The following is a 17367-nucleotide window of genomic DNA, read 5'->3' on the forward strand; positions in this document are numbered from 1 at the left end:
CCCGAGGTCGCCGCAATTTCTTTCCGGGCTTTCGCAACCTGTCGCGAAACGCCATGCAGGCGCAAAGCAAGGCTTCAGCGCGCGAATTTCTTGTGCTTGATCCGCTTGGGTTCCAACGCATCGGGGCCAAGCCGCCGCTTCTTGTCTTCCTCGTAATCCTCGAAATTGCCTTCGAACCATTCGACATGGGCGTCGCCCTCGAAAGCAAGGATATGCGTGCAGATACGGTCGAGGAAAAAGCGGTCGTGGCTGATCACCACCGCACAGCCGGCGAAATCGACCAGTGCATCCTCAAGCGCGCGGAGCGTCTCGACATCGAGATCGTTGGTCGGTTCATCGAGCAAAAGCACGTTGCCACCCGATTTCAACAGCCGCGCCATATGCACCCGGTTGCGCTCACCACCCGACAGGAGGTTGACCTTTTTCTGCTGATCGCCGCCCTTGAAGTTGAAGGCCGAACAATAGGCGCGTGAATTCATCTCGGCATCGCCGAGCTGGATGATGTCCTGCCCGTCCGAGATCACTTCCCAAACGGTCTTGTTGTCGGGCAATGCGTCGCGGGTCTGATCGACATAGCTAAGCTCGACCGTGTCACCGTATTCGATCTGGCCGTTGTCGGGCTGTTCCTGCCCGGTGAGCATGCGAAAGAGCGTGGTTTTACCCGCACCGTTGGGGCCGATCACCCCGACAATCCCGCCGGGAGGCAGCGCAAAGCCCAAATCCTCGATCAACAGCTTGTCACCCATATGTTTCGACAACCCGTCGACCTCGATCACCTTCGAACCAAGGCGCTTGCCGTTGGGAATGATGATCTGGGCACGCGCGAGCTTCTCGCGCTCGGACTGGTTGGCCAGATCGTTATAGGCGTTGATCCGCGCCTTCTGCTTGGCCTGCCGTGCCCTTGGCGACTGGCGCATCCATTCCAGTTCGCGTTCGAGCGTCTTCTGCTTCGACTTGTCCTCGCGCGCCTCCTGTTCGAGCCGCTTGGCCTTCTGTTCGAGCCATGCCGAGTAATTGCCCTCGTAAGGGATGCCGCGACCACGGTCCAACTCCAGAATCCAGCCGGTGATGTCATCGAGGAAATAGCGATCGTGGGTGACGATCAGGATCGTGCCCTTGTAGTCGATGAGGTGCTGTTGCAGCCATGCGATGGTCTCGGCATCGAGGTGGTTGGTCGGCTCATCCAGAAGCAGCATGTCGGGCTGCTCCAGCAGAAGCTTGCACAACGCCACGCGGCGCTTTTCGCCGCCCGAAAGGGTGCTCACGTCGGCATCGTCCGGCGGACAGCGCAGCGCCTCCATCGACACGTCGATCTGGGCGTCGAGATCCCACAGGTTCTGGCTGTCGATCTCGTCCTGAAGCTGGGCCATCTCGTCGGCGGTCTCGTCCGAGTAGTTCATCGCCAACTCGTTGAACCGGTCGAGCTTGGCCTTCTTCTCGGCCACGCCCAGCATCACGTTGCCGCGCACATCAAGACCGGGGTCAAGCTCGGGTTCCTGCGGCAGGTAGCCCACCCGCGCACCCTGCGCGGCCCAAGCCTCGCCCGAGAAATCCGTGTCGAGCCCGGCCATGATCTTGAGCAGGGTCGACTTCCCCGCCCCGTTGACACCGACGACACCGATTTTCACCCCGGGCAGAAAGTTGAGATGGATGTTCTCGAAACATTTCTTCCCGCCGGGATAGGTCTTGGAGACGTCCTGCATGTGGTAGACGTATTGATAGGCTGCCATTCTCGTCGTCCTTGCGCCGTTTGGGTCTGTTGCCGGCCTAGATAGTCGGTTGCGCCAACAGGAGCAATGCGGCGATGCCACGGCAATGCGTAAAGGGCCGAGTCCCCGGGGATTTTCCGGCCAGATGAAGGGAAACAATGCCCGCCGATGGCGTTGCGCGTTGACAGGGACAGGGGCCGGGGCCACAAACACGCGGATGAACGAGGGATTGCCATACATGCGCCCCGGGCGGGTTGTGGGGTTGCTGGGCGGATCGTTCGATCCGGCCCATGAGGGCCATGCCCATATCAGCCGCGAGGCGCTCAAGCGGTTTGCGCTCGATGAATTGTGGTGGCTGGTCAGCCCGGGCAACCCGCTCAAGTCGCGCGGGCCGGCGCCGTTGGATCAACGGATGGCACGGGCACGCGCGGTAATGGATCACCCGCGCGTCAGGATCAGCGATTTCGAGGCCCGAGCGGGCACGCGATACACCGCCGAGACCTTGCAGGCACTGATCCGCACCTCTCCGGGGGTGCGGTTCGTCTGGCTCATGGGGGCCGACAATCTGGCGCAGCTCGATCAATGGCAGGACTGGCGCTGGATCATGGAGCATGTGCCGGTCGGCGTGCTGGCGCGACCGGGGCAGAGGATCGCGGCGCGCAATGCCAAGGCAGCCGATATCTATCGCCAGGCGCGGCTGCACGGCTATGCAAGCCGGTTGCTGGCCCGTGGCTCCGCGCCACGCTGGTGTTTCGTGAACGTGCCGATGGTCGATATCTCGTCGAGCGAGATCCGGGCGAGGGGGCTATGGACGACGCGGGGCGGTGTGGGGGCTTGACCCGTGAGGGGCGGCCATGGTCGGATCAAGGCATGTATTGAAGACGGGCAACGGCAATGCCGCGAATTGTGAGTTGTGCGGCGCCCTGACCTGAGGTTAATTCGTGATCATGGTGGCACGGTTTTCCAGACGGGCATTTCTGAGCGGGGCACTGGCCGGGTTGACGGCGGGGTCGGCGCTTGCCGATGCACCGGGGCAATCGCTGCGACCTGTGCTACGGCCCGGCGGGATCGCGGCCACCGCCAAGGTGGCCAGCAAATCCTCGGTGCCCCCTGCGGCGGTCCTGATCGAGGCGGCACAACTCGGCGGTCGCGTGAGCTTTGCCGTGGTCGACACCCGCACGGGCCAGATGCTCGAAGGGCATGACGCCGGACTGTCACACCCCCCCGCAAGCGTGAGCAAGGCCGTGACCGCGCTTTACGCGCTCGACGTCCTGGGGCCAAAGCATCGCTTTCTGACCCGGCTTGTCGCAACCGGACCAATTCACAACGGGGTTCTCAAGGGCGACCTGGTGCTTGCGGGCGGGGGTGATCCGACTCTCGACACCAACGCACTGGCCGATATGGCGGCACAGCTCAAGGCGGCGGGCGTGCGCGAAATCACCGGCGGGTTCCATGTCTGGGGCGGTGCCTTGCCCCTGGTCCGCGCGATCGACCGGACACAACCCGATCATGCCGGATACAATCCGGCGATTTCGGGGCTGAGCCTCAACTACAACCGCGTGTATTTCGAGTGGAAGCGCGGCAGCAATGGCTGGCAAGTGAGCATGGATGCACGCAGCGACCGCTATCGCCCCGAGGTGCGCGTGGCCCGGATGCAGATCGTGAACCGCAGCACGCCGGTCTATACCTACGCCGAAAAGAACGGCATCGATCATTGGACCGTGGCGGACGGCGCGCTGGGCAATGGCGGCGCGCGCTGGCTGCCCGTGCGCCAACCCGAGATGTACGCCGGCGAGGTGCTGCGCGGTTTCGCGCGCAGCCATGGCATCGTGTTGCCCGAACCGCGCAAGCGCGGCAACCTGCCCGGCGGAACGATGGTCGCGCGCCATGTCAGCCCGGAACTGGCGATCATCCTGCGCGACATGCTGAAATATTCCAACAACCTGACCGCCGAAATGGTCGGAATGACGGCAACGGCCAAGCGCAAGGGGCACGTCGGCGGACTCGGCGACAGCGCCGGGGAAATGAGCCGCTGGGCCAAGGAGACGCTGGGCATGACGCGCACGGCACTGGTCGATCATTCCGGCCTCAGCGACAAATCGCAAATGACGGCACAGGATATGGCGCTCGCCCTGGCACGCGCGCATCGCAGCGCGGCACTCAAACCGATGCTCAAACCTTTCGCCATGCGCGACGAAAATGGACGCGTAAACAAGGCCCACCCGATCAAGGTGCAGGCCAAGACGGGCACCTTGTATTTCGTGAGTGGCCTGGCCGGCTATGCCTCGCCCCCGGGGCGCGGGGATCTGGCCTTTGCGATCCTCGCGGCGGATGTCGGGCGGCGTGGCCGCTCCAACTCGGACGCAAGACCGCCCGGCGCACGCGGCTGGAACGCACGGGCCAAGACATTGCAGCAAAAGCTGATCGAACGCTGGGCCACGCTTTACGGCACCTGACAGCACCGGCCGCAAGGCCAAGCCGCATCGGCTCAGGTCGTCATGTGGCGCGCCCGGGCTCCGCGTTCGATGGCCGCGGCATAAAGCCGGTCGATATCGAGCTCATAGCGGATCTCTTCCAGCAGGCGCAACTCCTCGTCACCCAGCGTGCCATCGGCAGCGGCGACATCGCAGGCCAGCGCATAGGCCGTCTCATTGAGCCGCGCAGGCAGGTTGTCGCGAATGAGACCGAACAGCGCGTCAAGCCCGTCTTCCTGCTCGAAAAGGTCAAACACGGTCTGGGCCATGGTGTTCATCCGGTCGATATCGTAATCGGCAAAGATCGGCAGGTGGTTGACCGTCGACTGGATCTTGACCAGTTCGGATGTGCGGATGTTCTCGTCCGAAGCGGACACCGCGATCATCACCGCGACAAGACAGTCCTGCGGCGAAAGCGGGTGGGGAATGTTATCGTTCATCGGGCTGTCCTTGACGGCTAGGTTCGCGCCTGTGGTGATATTGCTCCCGCGCCGCGCTTGCAACAAGCGGTTTCCACCGGCCAGGTGGCCAATCGCCGCCGGCGAGAGCGCAAACTCGCTCTTCCGCTGACCCGCGAAAGACATTAGGAAGCCCCGAGTTTCCGCGCATGGGGCGCGGGGGCATCTGGAGAGAAGACATGTCCGATCTGCGTGACGCCGCGATGAACAGCAAAGCCTGGCCCTTCGAAGAGGCCCGCCGCCTGCTCAAACGCTACGAGGCGGCGCCGCCCGAAAAGGGGCATGTTCTCTTCGAGACCGGCTACGGCCCCTCCGGCCTGCCGCATATCGGCACCTTCGGCGAGGTGCTGCGCACCACGATGATCCGCCGCGCCTTCGAGTCGATCAGCGACATCCCGACACGGCTCATCTGTTTTTCGGATGACCTTGACGGGATGCGCAAGGTGCCGGGCAACGTGCCCAACCGCGAGATGCTGGCCGAGCACCTGCAAAAACCGCTCACATCCGTGCCCGACCCGTTCGGCACGCATGACAGTTTCGGTGACCACAACAACGCCATGCTGCGCCGGTTTCTCGACACGTTCGGGTTTGACTACGAATTCTATTCGGCCACCGAGTTCTACCGCTCGGGGCAGTTCGACACGGTGCTCCTGCGCGCGGCTGAACGCTACGACGCCCTGATGAAAGTCATGCTGAAATCCCTGCGCGAAGAACGCCAGCAGACCTATTCGATCTTCCTGCCCATTCACCCCGAGACGGGCCGCGTGCTCTACGTGCCGATGAAGCATGTCGATGCGGCCAAGGGCGAGATCACCTTCGACGACGAGCAGGGCCGCGAATGGACGCTGCCGGTGACCGGCGGCAACGTGAAGCTGCAATGGAAACCCGATTTCGGCGCCCGCTGGGCGGCGCTGGGCGTGGATTTCGAGATGTATGGCAAGGACCATTCCACCAACACGCCGATCTACGATGCGATCTGCAAGATCCTCGGCGAACGCGCGCCCGAGCATTTCACCTACGAGCTGTTTCTCGATGACAAGGGGCAGAAGATCTCCAAATCCTCCGGCAACGGCATCTCGATCGACGAATGGCTGTCCTATGCCAGCACCGAGAGCCTGTCCTACTTCATGTATCAAAAGCCCAAGACGGCCAAACGGCTCTATTTCGACGTGATCCCGCGGGCGATGGACGAATATCACCAGCAGTTGCGCGCCTATCCCGGGCAGGACTGGACCCAGAAGGTGAACAATCCCGTGCATCACATTCATCATGGCGAGGTGCCTGCCTCCGACATGGTGGTGCCGTTCTCGATGCTCTTGAACCTCGCCAGCGCGTCGAGCGCCGAGGACAAGGGTGTTCTGTGGGGTTTCATCGCGAAATACGCCCCCGATGCCACCCCCGAAACCCATCCCGGCCTCGATGCGGCGGCGGGCTACGCGGTGCGCTATTTCAACGATTTCGTGAAGCCGCAAAAAACCTACCGCGCGCCGGATGACAAGGAACGCGCAGCACTCGCCGCGCTGGTTGCGGCGCTGGGCGATGCCGACGTGGCACTGGACGAGATTGCCCGCAAGAATGCCGCCATGGGCAATGACGCCCCCCTGCCCGAGGTCGATTTCGGGGACGAGGAATTCCTGCAATCCATCGTCTTTGCCGTCGGCAAGAACCACGGGTTCGAACCGCTGCGCGACTGGTTCAAGGCGATCTACGAGGTCTGCCTCGGCGCCAGCCAGGGCCCGCGCTTCGGCGGGTTCATCGCGCTTTACGGCGTGGACGAGACACGGTCGCTGATCGAAAAGGCGCTGGCCGGGGAATTCATTTGACGCGTGATGGGCAGATTGCCCACCTTACGGGGCATGGCCACGGGGTATGAACCGCTCGACACGCTGAAGCCGGTGGCGCCGGATATCTGGATCGTGGATGGCCCTTTGATCCGGTTCTATGGCATGCCGTTCTCGACCCGGGCCACGGTGGTGCGGCTGGCGAGCGGTGACATCTGGGTGCATTCCCCGACGCGGCTGACCGATGGGTTGCGCGATGAGGTCGCGACGCTGGGTCCGGTGGCGCATCTCATCGCACCCAACTGGATTCACTATGCCTATGTCGCGGAATGGCAAGCGGCGTTTCCCGATGCCCTAGCCTGGGCCGCACCGGGCGTCGCGGATCGGGCCGCGAAAAAAGGCATGGCGCTGCACTTTGATCACGATCTCGGGCCGGTGGCCGACCCGCCTTGGGCCGGGCAGATCGAGCAGATGATCGTCGAAGGCAGCCGGGCGCATCGCGAGGTGGTGTTTTTCCACCGGGCGTCGAAAACCCTGATCCTGACCGACCTGATCGAGAATTTCGAGGCGCGCAACCTGCCATGGTGGATGCGGATCGCAGCTCGCGTCGGCGGCATTCTCGACCCGGACGGAAAGATGCCGCGCGACATTCGGGCCAGTTTCATGGCCCAACGCGACAGGCTGCGTGATGCGGTCGAAACCATGATCGACTGGGGCCCCGAACGTGTAATCCTGGCGCATGGGCGATGGTATGACAGGAATGGCGCCGATGAGTTGCGCCGCGCCTTTCGGTTTCTGTGGCCGGACGGCAAATGATCCATTTCCCCTTCCCTTGCGTAAGCAAGGCATAGAGGAGGAATGAAAGATGAAACAGATCGTTCTTGCAATCCTGATCGTCATCGGCATGTCGGCGCACGGCGCCGGGGCCGAAGAGACCCGCATCCCGGCGATCGAAACCGTCATCACCCGGCAGATCGAGGCGTTCCGCGCCGATGACATCGAACGGGCCTTCGACTTTGCCAGCCCGACAATCCAGCGCATTTTCCGCACCCCGCAACTGTTCGGAAGTATGGTCCAACGCGGCTATCCCATGGTGTGGCGGGCCGGCGAGGTCGAATTTCTCGAACTGCGGATGATAGACGGTCAACTCTGGCAAAAGGTGCGCATCCGCGACGCGGGCGGCGACTTGCACCTGCTTGATTACCAGATGATCGAACAGGGCGACGCCTGGAAGATCAACGGCGTTGAACTTCTGAAGGCGCCCGGCATGGCCGTGTAATCAGGCCCGTCTAATCACGCCCGTTTAATCACGCCTGTCCGCCCGCATTGGCCAACGCCTCGTTGATCTCGCCGATCAGGGCTTTGCGTTCCTTTTCCGTCAGGAAGCGGCCGATTTCCACTTCGCGCCCACTCCCGGTGAGCGTGAGATAGGATTCGACCGGCCCGCCGGTCGGATGGATATGGGCGCGGGTCCAGTAGGTGTTGCACTCCCATGTCAGGATCTCGCCCCTGGGCGGCTGATGAACAAGCCGGGTGAGATCGGGCGTGATGGTCAGCGTCTCGCGCATCTCGGCGGTCTTGTAGGTATGCTCCAGCGCCCACCACAGCCCCGCCACCACCAAGAGCATGAACGGCAAAAGGCCCCACAGCACCACGGTCCCCAAAAGCCCGTAAAGCGGCACGGTGGCCAGCAGGAATGCCATCAGGATGATCGCGGCAAAGCCCCGACGCGGCAACGACCGGTGCGGCCACAGAACGACCTCGTGCTGCCCGGCAGGGCCATGGGTCCAGCGATGCGGCATTCCTGATCCTGTTCTGGCGGCCCGCACGGTGCGGGTGAAAAGGGGCGGAATGGAAAAGGGCCCCGGATGATCCCGAGGCCCCGTTCACGTGTGTCACAAGCCGCTAGTGGGCGTGGCTCTTGTCCCAGTCTTCACGCTTGGGAAGCTGCTCGAACGTGTGCTCCGGCGGCGGCGAAGGCAGAGTCCATTCGAGCGTGTCGGCATACTCGTTCCAATAGTTGTTCTCGGTCACCTTGGCCCCACGGAAAAGCGTGTAGAACACGATGCCGAAGAACAGGATGAAGGATGCAAAGCTCAGCAGCGCGCCCCAGCTCGAGAACAGGTTCCAGTAGGCGAACGCCTCGGGATAGTCGATATAGCGGCGCGGCATGCCCTGACGCCCGAGGAAGTGCTGCGGGAAGAAGGTCAGGTTGACCCCGATGAAGAAGGTCCAGAAATGCACCTTGCCCCAGAACTCGGGATACTGGCGCCCGCTCATCTTGCCCAGGTAGAAGTATATCCCGGCAAAGATGGTAAAGGCCGCCCCCATCGACATGGTATAGTGGAAATGCGCCACGACGTAGTAAGTGTCGTGATAGGCGCGATCCACGCCAGCCTGCGCCAGCACGATGCCCGTGACACCCCCGATGGTAAACAGGATCAGGAAGCCCAGCGAGAAAAGCATTGGCGTCTTGAATTCAAGGCTCCCGCCCCACATCGTTGCGATCCACGAGAAGATCTTGATGCCGGTGGGCACCGCGATGACCATCGTGGCCAGCATGAAATAGCTCTGCTGGGTCAGCGACATGCCAACGGTATACATGTGGTGCGCCCAGACCACGAAGCCCAGCGCGCCAATCGCGATCAGCGCCCAGACCATCGGCAGATACCCAAAGATCGGCTTGCGCGAGAAGGTGGCGAAGATGTGGCTGACAAGGCCAAAGCCCGGCAGGACAACGATATACACCTCGGGATGGCCAAAGAACCACAGGATGTGTTGGTAAAGGATCGGGTCGCCACCGCCAGCGGGATCAAAGAAGGTCGTTCCGAAATTGCGGTCGGTCAGAAGCATGGTGATGGCACCGGCCAGAACCGGCAGCGCCAGCAGGATCAGCCACGCGGTGACAAAGATCGACCACGAAAACAGCGGCACCTTGAACAAGGTCATGCCCGGCGCGCGCATGTTGAGGAAGGTGGTGATCATGTTGATCGCACCGAGGATCGAGCTTGCCCCCGAGACGTGGACGGCAAAGATCGCGAGGTCCATCGACATGCCGCCTTCGAGCGTGGAGAGCGGCGGATAAAGCACCCAGCCCACGCCTGAACCAAGTTGCCCGTTGCCCCCCGGCGAAAACATCGAGGCCACACCAAGCGAGACACCCGCGACATACATCCAGAACGACAGGTTGTTCATCCGCGGGAATGCCATGTCGGGCGCACCGATCTGAAGCGGCATGAAATAGTTGCCAAAGCCGCCGAACAGCGCCGGAATCACCACGAAGAACATCATCAACACGCCGTGATAGGTGATCAGCACGTTCCATAGATGCCCGTTCGGGGTGCAGGTCTCCGGCGTCGTGAACAGGTGCAACCCTTCGAGGCACATGTATTGCACGCCCGGGTACATCAGCTCGAGCCGCATGAACACGGTGAAAATGACGGCGATCAGGCCCACGAGGGCCGAGACGATCAGGTAGAGAACCCCGATGTCCTTGTGGTTGGTCGACATGAACCAGCGGGTAAAGAAGCCGCGGTTGTCTTCATGTTCGTGCCCGTGGATGGCTGCGTCTGCCATGCTGCGGTGCCTCCTGTTGAATGTCTCGGACGTGCGAAGCGTGGATTCCGCACCCTGGTATCATTCCGGTTTTAAAATGCGAGGCCGGGCGGGGCAACGGGTCAAATTGATCCAGATCAAATAATTTTGTCGCACCCCTCGTGTTTCGCGACCAAATACCGCGAATCCGGGACGTTTAACAACTATCTGTAATACAACAAAAAACGAGGGGCAAAGGCCCCCCGTTCACTGATTCTGCATTTCGCCCCCGAAACGAGGTCGGGAAATCCTACTCCGAAGCTTCGGAAAGGCTGGCAAGATAGGCCGCCACGTCCTCTTGACCCTTGCGCAGCTTGAAGGTCATTTTCGACTGGTTCGGGAATCCCTGATCATCGAGCCATTTGCGCGGGTCTTCCACATATTCGGCGATCGCTTCTTCGGTCCAGACGAACTCGGCTTCGGCCGCGGCTTCAAGCCCCTTGCCATAGCGGAACTCCTCGACCGTTCCGGCCACGCGCCCGACGATACCAAAGAGGTTCGGGCCGGTCCGGCCACCGCGCACGACGGTTTCGCCGTCATCGGTCTCGATCATGTGGCAGGATTTGCACTTGTTGAATTCCTTTTCACCCTTCGCAGCGTCGCCTTCGGCGAAAGCAGGCGCAGCAAGAGCCAGAAAGGCGGCGGTCGCGGTCAGAAGCGTTTTCATGTTTACCTCGTTTCGTTGCGAAATGGGTGGCTTTCATGCATGGATATAACCATGCGCCAGTGTCTGACAAGCATGGCAAAGCGGGTCATTTGTCGCAGATACAGCTTTCCAAGGCAATGGCCTTAGCCCGGCCCGGTGGCATCGAACACCTGTGGAAACGTGCGTTCAAGCGCGCTGTCGAGATCCTCCATCGTGACCGGCAGGCCAAGATCGACAAGGCTGGTCACACCATGGCCGGTGATGCCGCAGGGCACGATGCCCGAGAAATGCCCGAGATCGGGATCGACATTGATCGAAATGCCATGAAAGCTGACCCATTTGCGCAACCGGATGCCAATGGCGGCGATCTTGTCCTCGCGCGGGGTGCCGTCGGGCAAGGCCGGTTTTTCGGGCCGCGAAACCCAGACACCGACTCGGCCGGGGCGAATCTCGCCGCGGATGTTGAACTGATCGAGCGTCGCGATCACCCATTCCTCGAGCTGGCCCACGAACCGGCGCACATCATGGCCGCGCCTGCCCACGTCGAGCATCACGTAAACCACCCGCTGGCCGGGGCCGTGATAGGTATATTGCCCGCCACGCCGCGCCTCGAACACCGGGAACCGGTCAGGATCGGTCAGATCCTCGCGCCGCGCCGAGGTGCCCGCGGTGTAAAGCGGCGGATGCTCGAGCAGCCAGATACACTCCTCCGCCTCGCCCGATGCGATATCGGCAACCCGCGCCTCCATGAAACGCAGCGCCGTCTCGTAATCGGTCAACCCGTCGGTGATTTTCCATTCGACCATGCGCATGGGATAGCACGGGTTCGCGCAAGGGCAAGAGGCGGCGACAGGTGACGCCGCCCCGTTTCAGCCACGTCGCGCCGCATCGAGACGGGTCAGCAGCCCGGCATAGGTCGCAACACCCTGCGCCCCGGTCACCAGGTGTTCCAGGTCGAACACCATGGCCGGCACGCCGCGAATGCCCTTCTCGGTCCAGAACCTCTGAATCGTGCGCACCTCCGAAGCGAAACGCGCGGTTTCCAGCACGTCGCGCGCCTCGGCCGGGTCAAGCCCGATCTCGCCCGCGATCTCGGTCAGCGTGCCGATGTCCGACACATCCCGCGCATCGGTGAAATGCGCCCGGAACAGCGCCAGCTTCATGTCGGTCTGGCGCCCCTGCGCCGCGGCCCATTCGATCAGTTGATGGGCCCGAAAGGTGTTCACCATGCGGCTTTGATCCGAGAAGTTGAAGGTGAACCCCAGACCGGCCCCCAGCTGCGTGAGCTTGGCGCGCGCCTGGACGCTATCCTCGGCGCTGCTGCCGTATTTCTCGGCCAGATGCTCGCGCAGATTCTGCCCCTCGGGCACCATGTCGGGGTTGAGTTCGAACGGATGCCACAGGATCGTGACCGCAATCCCGGTGTCCTCGATGGCCCGGTTCAACTGTCGATAGCCGATGATGCACCACGGGCAAACCACGTCCGAAACGATGTCGATGCGCAGCGGTTCCCTGGTCATGTGCTCTCCTTCCCGCGTGGCAAAAGGCCCGCATCGCGGATCGCGGGCAGGAATGTGCGGCTGACCGGGATCTCGTGGCCGCCGGTCATGGTCAGGATCGCGCGTTCGCCCTCTCGCCTTGCGGCCTGCACCTGGTCCGTCGCGATCCAGTGCGAGCGATGCACCCGAAGGCCTGCACCCTCACCCGCCTCGCGCATCGCATCGGTCAGACGCATCAACACCAGCGCACGCCCCCGTGTCGTGACCACCTCGACATAGTGATCCTGCACCGAAATTGACACAAGCGCCCCGCGCTTGTCGAGCGGCAACCGGTCAAGCAGCGGCGGTGGCACGGTCATCGGCCCGGGCTGGCCCGTCTCGGCGGACCCGCCCGCCGCCATGGCATAAAGCCCCGTCGCCACCACCAGCGCGACGAACAGGATCTGCACGATCAAAAGCCAGCGCGACGCCATCTCGAGGGGCGAGCGACCGAAAACAACGGCATTGAGCGCCAGCACGATCAACGTGACCAGCGCACCGGTGATCAGGATGGACAGGACAGAGCGCAGCCGCGACGTCTCGATCCATTGCTCGCACAGCCGATCGGCCAACACCCCGGCCGAAAAGGTCAGCGCCACAACCACCGCCCAATACCCCCCCCGCGCCAGCGGGCCGAGGCTGTCACTGGTGCCGAATGGCCCCGAGACGGACAGAATCAACGTCACCGCAACCAGCCCGATCAGCACCCGCCCCCGGGCCAGGTAGGCCCGCGTTTCGCGAAGCGCGAGTTGCGTTGCCCCGGTTTTCACGAACTCCCTCCGTCTTTCGGCATACCGGCAATTGCCCGGCGCCCCTGTCGCGACGATGACCGCCCCGTCACCCCAGATATAGCAAACCGAAAGGACAATGACATGACCCTGACGCCGTTTTTCGAAACCTCGCTCGTGGTGCAATTGCACATCCTCGCCGCGCTCGCGGCGCTGGTTCTCGGGCCGGTGGCGTTGATGCGGCGGCGGCGCGACCGGCTGCACCGCACGTTGGGCTATATCTGGGTGACGATGATGGCGGCAACGGCGCTCAGTTCCTTTTTCATCTACACGATCAGGCTCATCGGCCCGTTCAGCCCGATTCACGCCCTCTCGGTCTCCACGCTGGTTCTGCTTTGGGTCGGCATCGGCCACATTCGCGCGGGGCGGATCACCGATCACCGCCGCACGATGCTGTCGCTCTACGTGTTCGGCATGGGCATCCCCGGCCTCTTCACCCTGCTGCCCGGGCGGATCATGAACGCGATTCTCTTTGCCGCCACCCCGGTGGGCGGCTTCGCAACGGCCCTTGCGATGACCGGCCTGATTGCGCTGGCCTGGGGTCTGCGGCGACCCGATCACATCCGCCTGCTGCTTGGGCGCGCCTGATCACGGATCGCCGGTTGGATCGCCCAGTGAACGCCCCGGTGAACGACACGGTGAATTACCCGGCGGAAAAACCATCGAAGGGCCGTTTTGGCCCTTCACATCCCGTTTCGGTTTCGCTAAGACGCGCGTCACCAAGTCAGGACAGTGCGGTCGTGGCGGAATTGGTAGACGCGCAGCGTTGAGGTCGCTGTGGGGTAACACCCGTGGAAGTTCGAGTCTTCTCGACCGCACCAACATCCCATCCCCGGTATTCATCCAAAGTGCATGAGCAGGTCTGAACCCTGCCCGGGTCAGGGTCGGTTGCGCGCAACGAATGCAAGATCCACAGGCCGCATCGCACCACGCATGCGGCGGCCGGAAGCGGGATGTCGCACAAGGCAACACCCCGCTCCCCGGAACATCCTTATTCGCGTTCGATCACCCGCAGGCTCAGTTCCATCAACTGTTCCGGGCTCGCCTCGCCGGGGGCGTTCATCATCAGGTCTTCGGCGCGCTGGTTCATCGGGAACATGATGACCTCGCGAATGTTGGGCTCATCGGCCAGAAGCATCACCATCCGGTCGATGCCCGCAGCACAGCCGCCATGCGGCGGGGCACCGAATTTGAACGCGTTGACCATCCCGCCAAAGCGTTTCTCGACTTCGTCCTTGCCATATCCAGCCAGTTCAAAGGCGCGATACATGATGTCGAGCTGGTGGTTCCGGATCGCCCCCGACACCAGCTCATACCCGTTGCAGGCAAGGTCATACTGGTATCCCAGCACATCGAGCGGATCGCCCTCCAGCGCCGCCATGCCGCCTTGCGGCATCGAGAACGGGTTGTGCGAGAAATCGATCACGCCGCTCTCGTCGTCCTTTTCATACATCGGGAAATCGACGATCCAGCAAAACGCGAAACGGTTCTTCTCGGTAAGGTTCAATTCCTCGCCGATCACATTGCGCGCGCGTCCCGCCACGGCCTCGAAACTCGCTGGCTTGCCACCAAGGAAGAACGCCGCGTCGCCCTTGCCGAGGCCAAGCTGCTGGCGGATCGCCTCGGTGCGTTCGGGGCCGATATTCTTGGCCAGCGGCCCGGCGGCCTCCATGCCATCCTCGCCGTCCCGCCAGAAGATATACCCCATCCCCGGCAGGCCCTCTTTCTGGGCATAGGCGTTCATCCGGTCACAGAACTTGCGCGACCCGCCACCCGGCGCGGGAATGGCGCGCACTTCGGTGCCGTCCTGCTCCAGCAATTTCGCGAAGATCGCGAAACCCGACCCCCGGAAATGCTCGCTCACTTCCTGCATCTTTACGGGATTGCGAAGGTCGGGCTTGTCGGTGCCATACCATTTCATCGCATCGGCATAGCGAATCCGTGGCCACAGCTTGTCAACCTTGTGACCGCCGCCGAATTCCTCGAACACGCCCTCGATCACCGGCTGGATGGTCGCGAACACGTCCTCCTGCTCGACGAAAGACATCTCCATGTCGAGCTGGTAGAAATCCGTCGGCGAGCGGTCGGCGCGCGGGTCTTCATCGCGAAAGCACGGTGCGATCTGGAAATAGCGGTCAAAGCCCGACACCATGATCAACTGCTTGAACAGCTGCGGCGCCTGCGGCAACGCATAGAACCGCCCCGGATGCAGCCGGCTCGGCACCAGGAAATCGCGCGCGCCCTCGGGGCTGGACGCGGTGATGATCGGCGTCTGGTATTCGCGAAACCCCCCGTCCCACATCCGGCGGCGGATGCTCGCCACCATGTCGCTGCGCAGCTTCATGTGGCTTTGCATCTTCTCGCGCCGCAGATCGAGATAACGATAGCGCAGGCGCGTTTCCTCGGGGTATTCCTGATCGCCGAACACCATCAGCGGCAATTCGCCCGCCGCGCCCAGAACCTCGACATCGCGGACATAGACCTCGATCTCGCCGGTCGGAATCCGCGGGTTGATCAGCGACGCATCGCGCGCCTTCACGGTGCCGTCGATGCGCACGCACCATTCCGAGCGCAGTTTCTCGACCTTGGCAAACGCCGGGCTGTCGGGATCGCACAACACCTGCGTCATGCCGTAATGGTCGCGCAGGTCGACGAACAGAACGCCGCCGTGATCGCGCACGCGATGCACCCACCCCGACAGGCGGACGCTCTCGCCCACGTTTTCCTTTGTCAGTGCGGCGCAGGTATGGCTGCGATAGGCGTGCATGTTTCGTCCCTTCCAAGGCTTGCAGGGGTGGTTGAACCGGTCGCGCCGATACACCTCGCATGACCGGCAAAGTCAAGGCCCCGGGGCCTGAACCCGCCCATCCCTGCGGCAGGGGCTTTGCGAAATCGTCAAAATCCATTAAATTGACGCTCGGGCAGAGAAAATGGGGCCGGATTTCGCGCCCCGATCACAACACAGAGGCAAGGATCACGGGTTTTTCCGCGCGCAGGGTTCAGCACGCAGCAAAATGGGAGAGAAACATGTGGGCCCGAATACTCGATCGTTTTCTGACGCATCTTATTCGTGACGGCGATTTCTCGGTCACGTTGCCCGACGGGCAGACCCGGCATTACGGCAACGGTGAGGGCGCGCGCGTCGCGGTCACGCTGCATGACCCGGCCCTGCCCCGCCGCTTGGTGCTCAACCCCGAAATGGCGGTGGGCGAGGGCTACATGGACGGCACGCTCACCATCGAGGATGACGACCTTTACGGATTTCTCACCCTTGCCATCCGCAACGTGGCGCGCCACGGCCAGCCATGGTTCCGCCGCCCGCTCGAAACCCTGCGCCGCGCCGGGCGTCGCTTGCAGCAATTCAACCCGGTGCCGCGCGCGCGGGCCAATGTCGCGCATCACTATGACCTCTCGGGCGAGCTTTACGACCTCTTCCTCGACGCCGACCGGCAATACTCCTGCGCCTATTTCGCGCGCCCCGACATGACGCTGGACGAAGCGCAGGAGGCCAAGAAACGCCACATCGCCGAGAAACTGCAGATCGAAAAGGGCATGCGCGTGCTCGATATCGGCTGCGGCTGGGGCGGCATGGGGCTGACGCTGGCGCGCGATTACGGCGCCGACGTCACCGGGGTCACGCTCTCGACCGAACAGCACGCGATGGCCAACGCGCGCGCCGAAAAGGCCGGACTTGCCGACCGCGCCCGCTTCCTGCTCAAGGATTACCGCGACGTGACCGGCAAATTCGACCGGATCGTCTCGGTCGGCATGTTCGAACATGTCGGCGTGCCGCATTACGGCACCTATTTCGAGAAAATCGAGGATCTGCTGACCGACACCGGCATCGCGCTCGTCCACACCATCGGCCGCTCCCATCCACCGGCGGCCACCAGCCCCTGGATCGCGAAATACATCTTTCCCGGCGGCTATGTCCCCGCCCTGTCCGAGGTGATGGCCGCGGTCGAACCGCGCCGCCTCGTCGCCACCGATATCGAGGTCTGGCGCCTGCATTATGCCGAAACCCTCAAACACTGGCATGACCGCTTCGTCGCCAATATCGACAAGGCCCGCGCGCTTTACGACGAACGGTTCTGCCGGATGTGGCGCTATTACCTCATCGCCAGCGAACTCACCTTCCGCCACAATGCGCAGGTCGTGTTCCAGGTTCAGCTTTCGCCCGATCAGGCCGCGGTGCCGCTCACCCGCGATTACCTCTACCGCGACCCGTCGAGGGCCGATTACGCCCGCGCGGCGGAATGACCAACCGGGCCGCGCAGCGCCCCAAATAGCCCTATCATCGCCACATTCCTGCCCTCCTGCCCTTGCTAGAAAGTCGCAATCAAGACTGACAGGACAGATCAGGGACAGGACAGTGCCGC

Annotated in this window: 16 protein-coding genes and 1 tRNA gene; 8 read left to right on the forward strand and 9 right to left on the reverse strand. The window is 62.7% G+C overall.

Features of this window, described 5'->3' with window-relative positions; all coding sequences use genetic code 11:
* Positions 1-74: 74 nt before the first annotated feature.
* Entirely contained in the window at positions 75-1730 is a 1656-nt protein-coding gene (gene ettA / locus FLO80_RS10005) for an energy-dependent translational throttle protein EttA (RefSeq protein ID WP_111367928.1), read from the reverse strand.
* 196 nt (positions 1731-1926) lie between these two features.
* Here ettA and FLO80_RS10010 point away from each other — a divergent pair, with 196 nt between their 5' ends.
* Positions 1927-2547: a nicotinate-nucleotide adenylyltransferase gene (locus FLO80_RS10010; RefSeq protein WP_111367930.1), complete on the forward strand. Its 621-nt coding sequence runs from the start codon at positions 1927-1929 to the stop codon at positions 2545-2547.
* 109 nt (positions 2548-2656) lie between these two features.
* The gene (gene dacB, locus FLO80_RS10015; protein ID WP_111367932.1) at positions 2657-4165 is read left to right on the forward strand and encodes a D-alanyl-D-alanine carboxypeptidase/D-alanyl-D-alanine endopeptidase; all 1509 of its coding nucleotides are present in this window, start codon (positions 2657-2659) and stop codon (positions 4163-4165) included.
* A gap of 32 nt (positions 4166-4197) precedes the next feature.
* On the opposite strand, the gene FLO80_RS10020 is transcribed toward dacB, so the two are convergent.
* Positions 4198-4623 (reverse strand): tellurite resistance TerB family protein, encoded by a 426-nt coding sequence (locus tag FLO80_RS10020; protein WP_111368196.1) that lies wholly within the window; start codon positions 4621-4623, stop codon positions 4198-4200.
* A 197-nt stretch (positions 4624-4820) separates the two neighbouring features.
* On the opposite strand from FLO80_RS10020, the gene FLO80_RS10025 reads away from it, so the two are divergent.
* From FLO80_RS10025 to FLO80_RS10035, 3 genes are read left to right on the forward strand one after another with little or no spacing between them, the layout of a single operon-like run.
* On the forward strand, positions 4821-6464 hold the full coding sequence (locus tag FLO80_RS10025) for a lysine--tRNA ligase (protein ID WP_111367934.1): 1644 nt from the start codon (positions 4821-4823) through the stop codon (positions 6462-6464).
* Positions 6465-6497: 33 nt separating this feature from the next.
* Positions 6498-7238, forward strand: a complete 741-nt coding sequence (locus FLO80_RS10030) for a DUF4336 domain-containing protein (protein WP_111367941.1) — start codon at positions 6498-6500, stop codon at positions 7236-7238.
* Positions 7239-7287: 49 nt separating this feature from the next.
* On the forward strand, positions 7288-7701 hold the full coding sequence (locus FLO80_RS10035; protein WP_111367943.1) for a DUF4864 domain-containing protein: 414 nt from the start codon (positions 7288-7290) through the stop codon (positions 7699-7701).
* A 28-nt stretch (positions 7702-7729) separates the two neighbouring features.
* On the opposite strand, the gene FLO80_RS10040 is transcribed toward FLO80_RS10035, so the two are convergent.
* The 6 genes from FLO80_RS10040 to FLO80_RS10065 all read right to left on the reverse strand — a co-directional run bounded on the left by FLO80_RS10040 (position 7730) and on the right by FLO80_RS10065 (position 12970).
* Positions 7730-8224 carry a DUF2244 domain-containing protein gene (locus tag FLO80_RS10040; RefSeq protein WP_111367945.1) on the reverse strand — a complete coding sequence of 165 codons (495 nt, stop codon included), beginning with the start codon at positions 8222-8224 and terminating at the stop codon, positions 7730-7732.
* Positions 8225-8327: 103 nt separating this feature from the next.
* Positions 8328-9998, reverse strand: coding sequence for a cytochrome c oxidase subunit I (locus FLO80_RS10045; protein ID WP_111367947.1), 1671 nt, complete (start codon positions 9996-9998; stop codon positions 8328-8330).
* Between the two features lie 268 nt (positions 9999-10266).
* Positions 10267-10683, reverse strand: a complete 417-nt coding sequence (locus FLO80_RS10050) for a c-type cytochrome (RefSeq protein ID WP_111367949.1) — start codon at positions 10681-10683, stop codon at positions 10267-10269.
* Positions 10684-10805: 122 nt separating this feature from the next.
* Positions 10806-11468 (reverse strand): lipoyl(octanoyl) transferase LipB, encoded by a 663-nt coding sequence (gene lipB, locus FLO80_RS10055; protein ID WP_111368198.1) that lies wholly within the window; start codon positions 11466-11468, stop codon positions 10806-10808.
* A 63-nt stretch (positions 11469-11531) separates the two neighbouring features.
* Positions 11532-12182, reverse strand: coding sequence for a DsbA family oxidoreductase (locus FLO80_RS10060; RefSeq protein ID WP_111367951.1), 651 nt, complete (start codon positions 12180-12182; stop codon positions 11532-11534).
* Positions 12179-12970 (reverse strand): LytTR family DNA-binding domain-containing protein, encoded by a 792-nt coding sequence (locus FLO80_RS10065; protein WP_111367953.1) that lies wholly within the window; start codon positions 12968-12970, stop codon positions 12179-12181. Before FLO80_RS10065 ends, FLO80_RS10060 begins: the two co-directional genes overlap by 4 nt.
* Before the next feature lie 102 nt (positions 12971-13072).
* On the opposite strand from FLO80_RS10065, the gene FLO80_RS10070 reads away from it, so the two are divergent.
* A complete protein-coding gene (locus tag FLO80_RS10070; RefSeq protein ID WP_111367955.1) occupies positions 13073-13576 on the forward strand; it encodes a DUF2306 domain-containing protein in 504 nt (167 codons plus the stop codon).
* 146 nt (positions 13577-13722) lie between these two features.
* Positions 13723-13809: transfer RNA gene (locus FLO80_RS10075), tRNA-Leu, on the forward strand.
* A 170-nt stretch (positions 13810-13979) separates the two neighbouring features.
* Here FLO80_RS10075 and aspS read toward each other — a convergent pair.
* Positions 13980-15755, reverse strand: coding sequence for an aspartate--tRNA ligase (aspS, locus tag FLO80_RS10080; protein WP_111367957.1), 1776 nt, complete (start codon positions 15753-15755; stop codon positions 13980-13982).
* A 260-nt stretch (positions 15756-16015) separates the two neighbouring features.
* On the opposite strand from aspS, the gene FLO80_RS10085 reads away from it, so the two are divergent.
* Entirely contained in the window at positions 16016-17248 is a 1233-nt protein-coding gene (locus tag FLO80_RS10085; protein WP_111367959.1) for an SAM-dependent methyltransferase, read from the forward strand.
* The last annotated feature ends 119 nt before the right edge of the window (positions 17249-17367 follow it).

This window comes from Aquicoccus porphyridii, assembly GCF_008369105.1.
GTDB classification, from domain to species: Bacteria; Pseudomonadota; Alphaproteobacteria; order Rhodobacterales; family Rhodobacteraceae; genus Aquicoccus; species Aquicoccus porphyridii.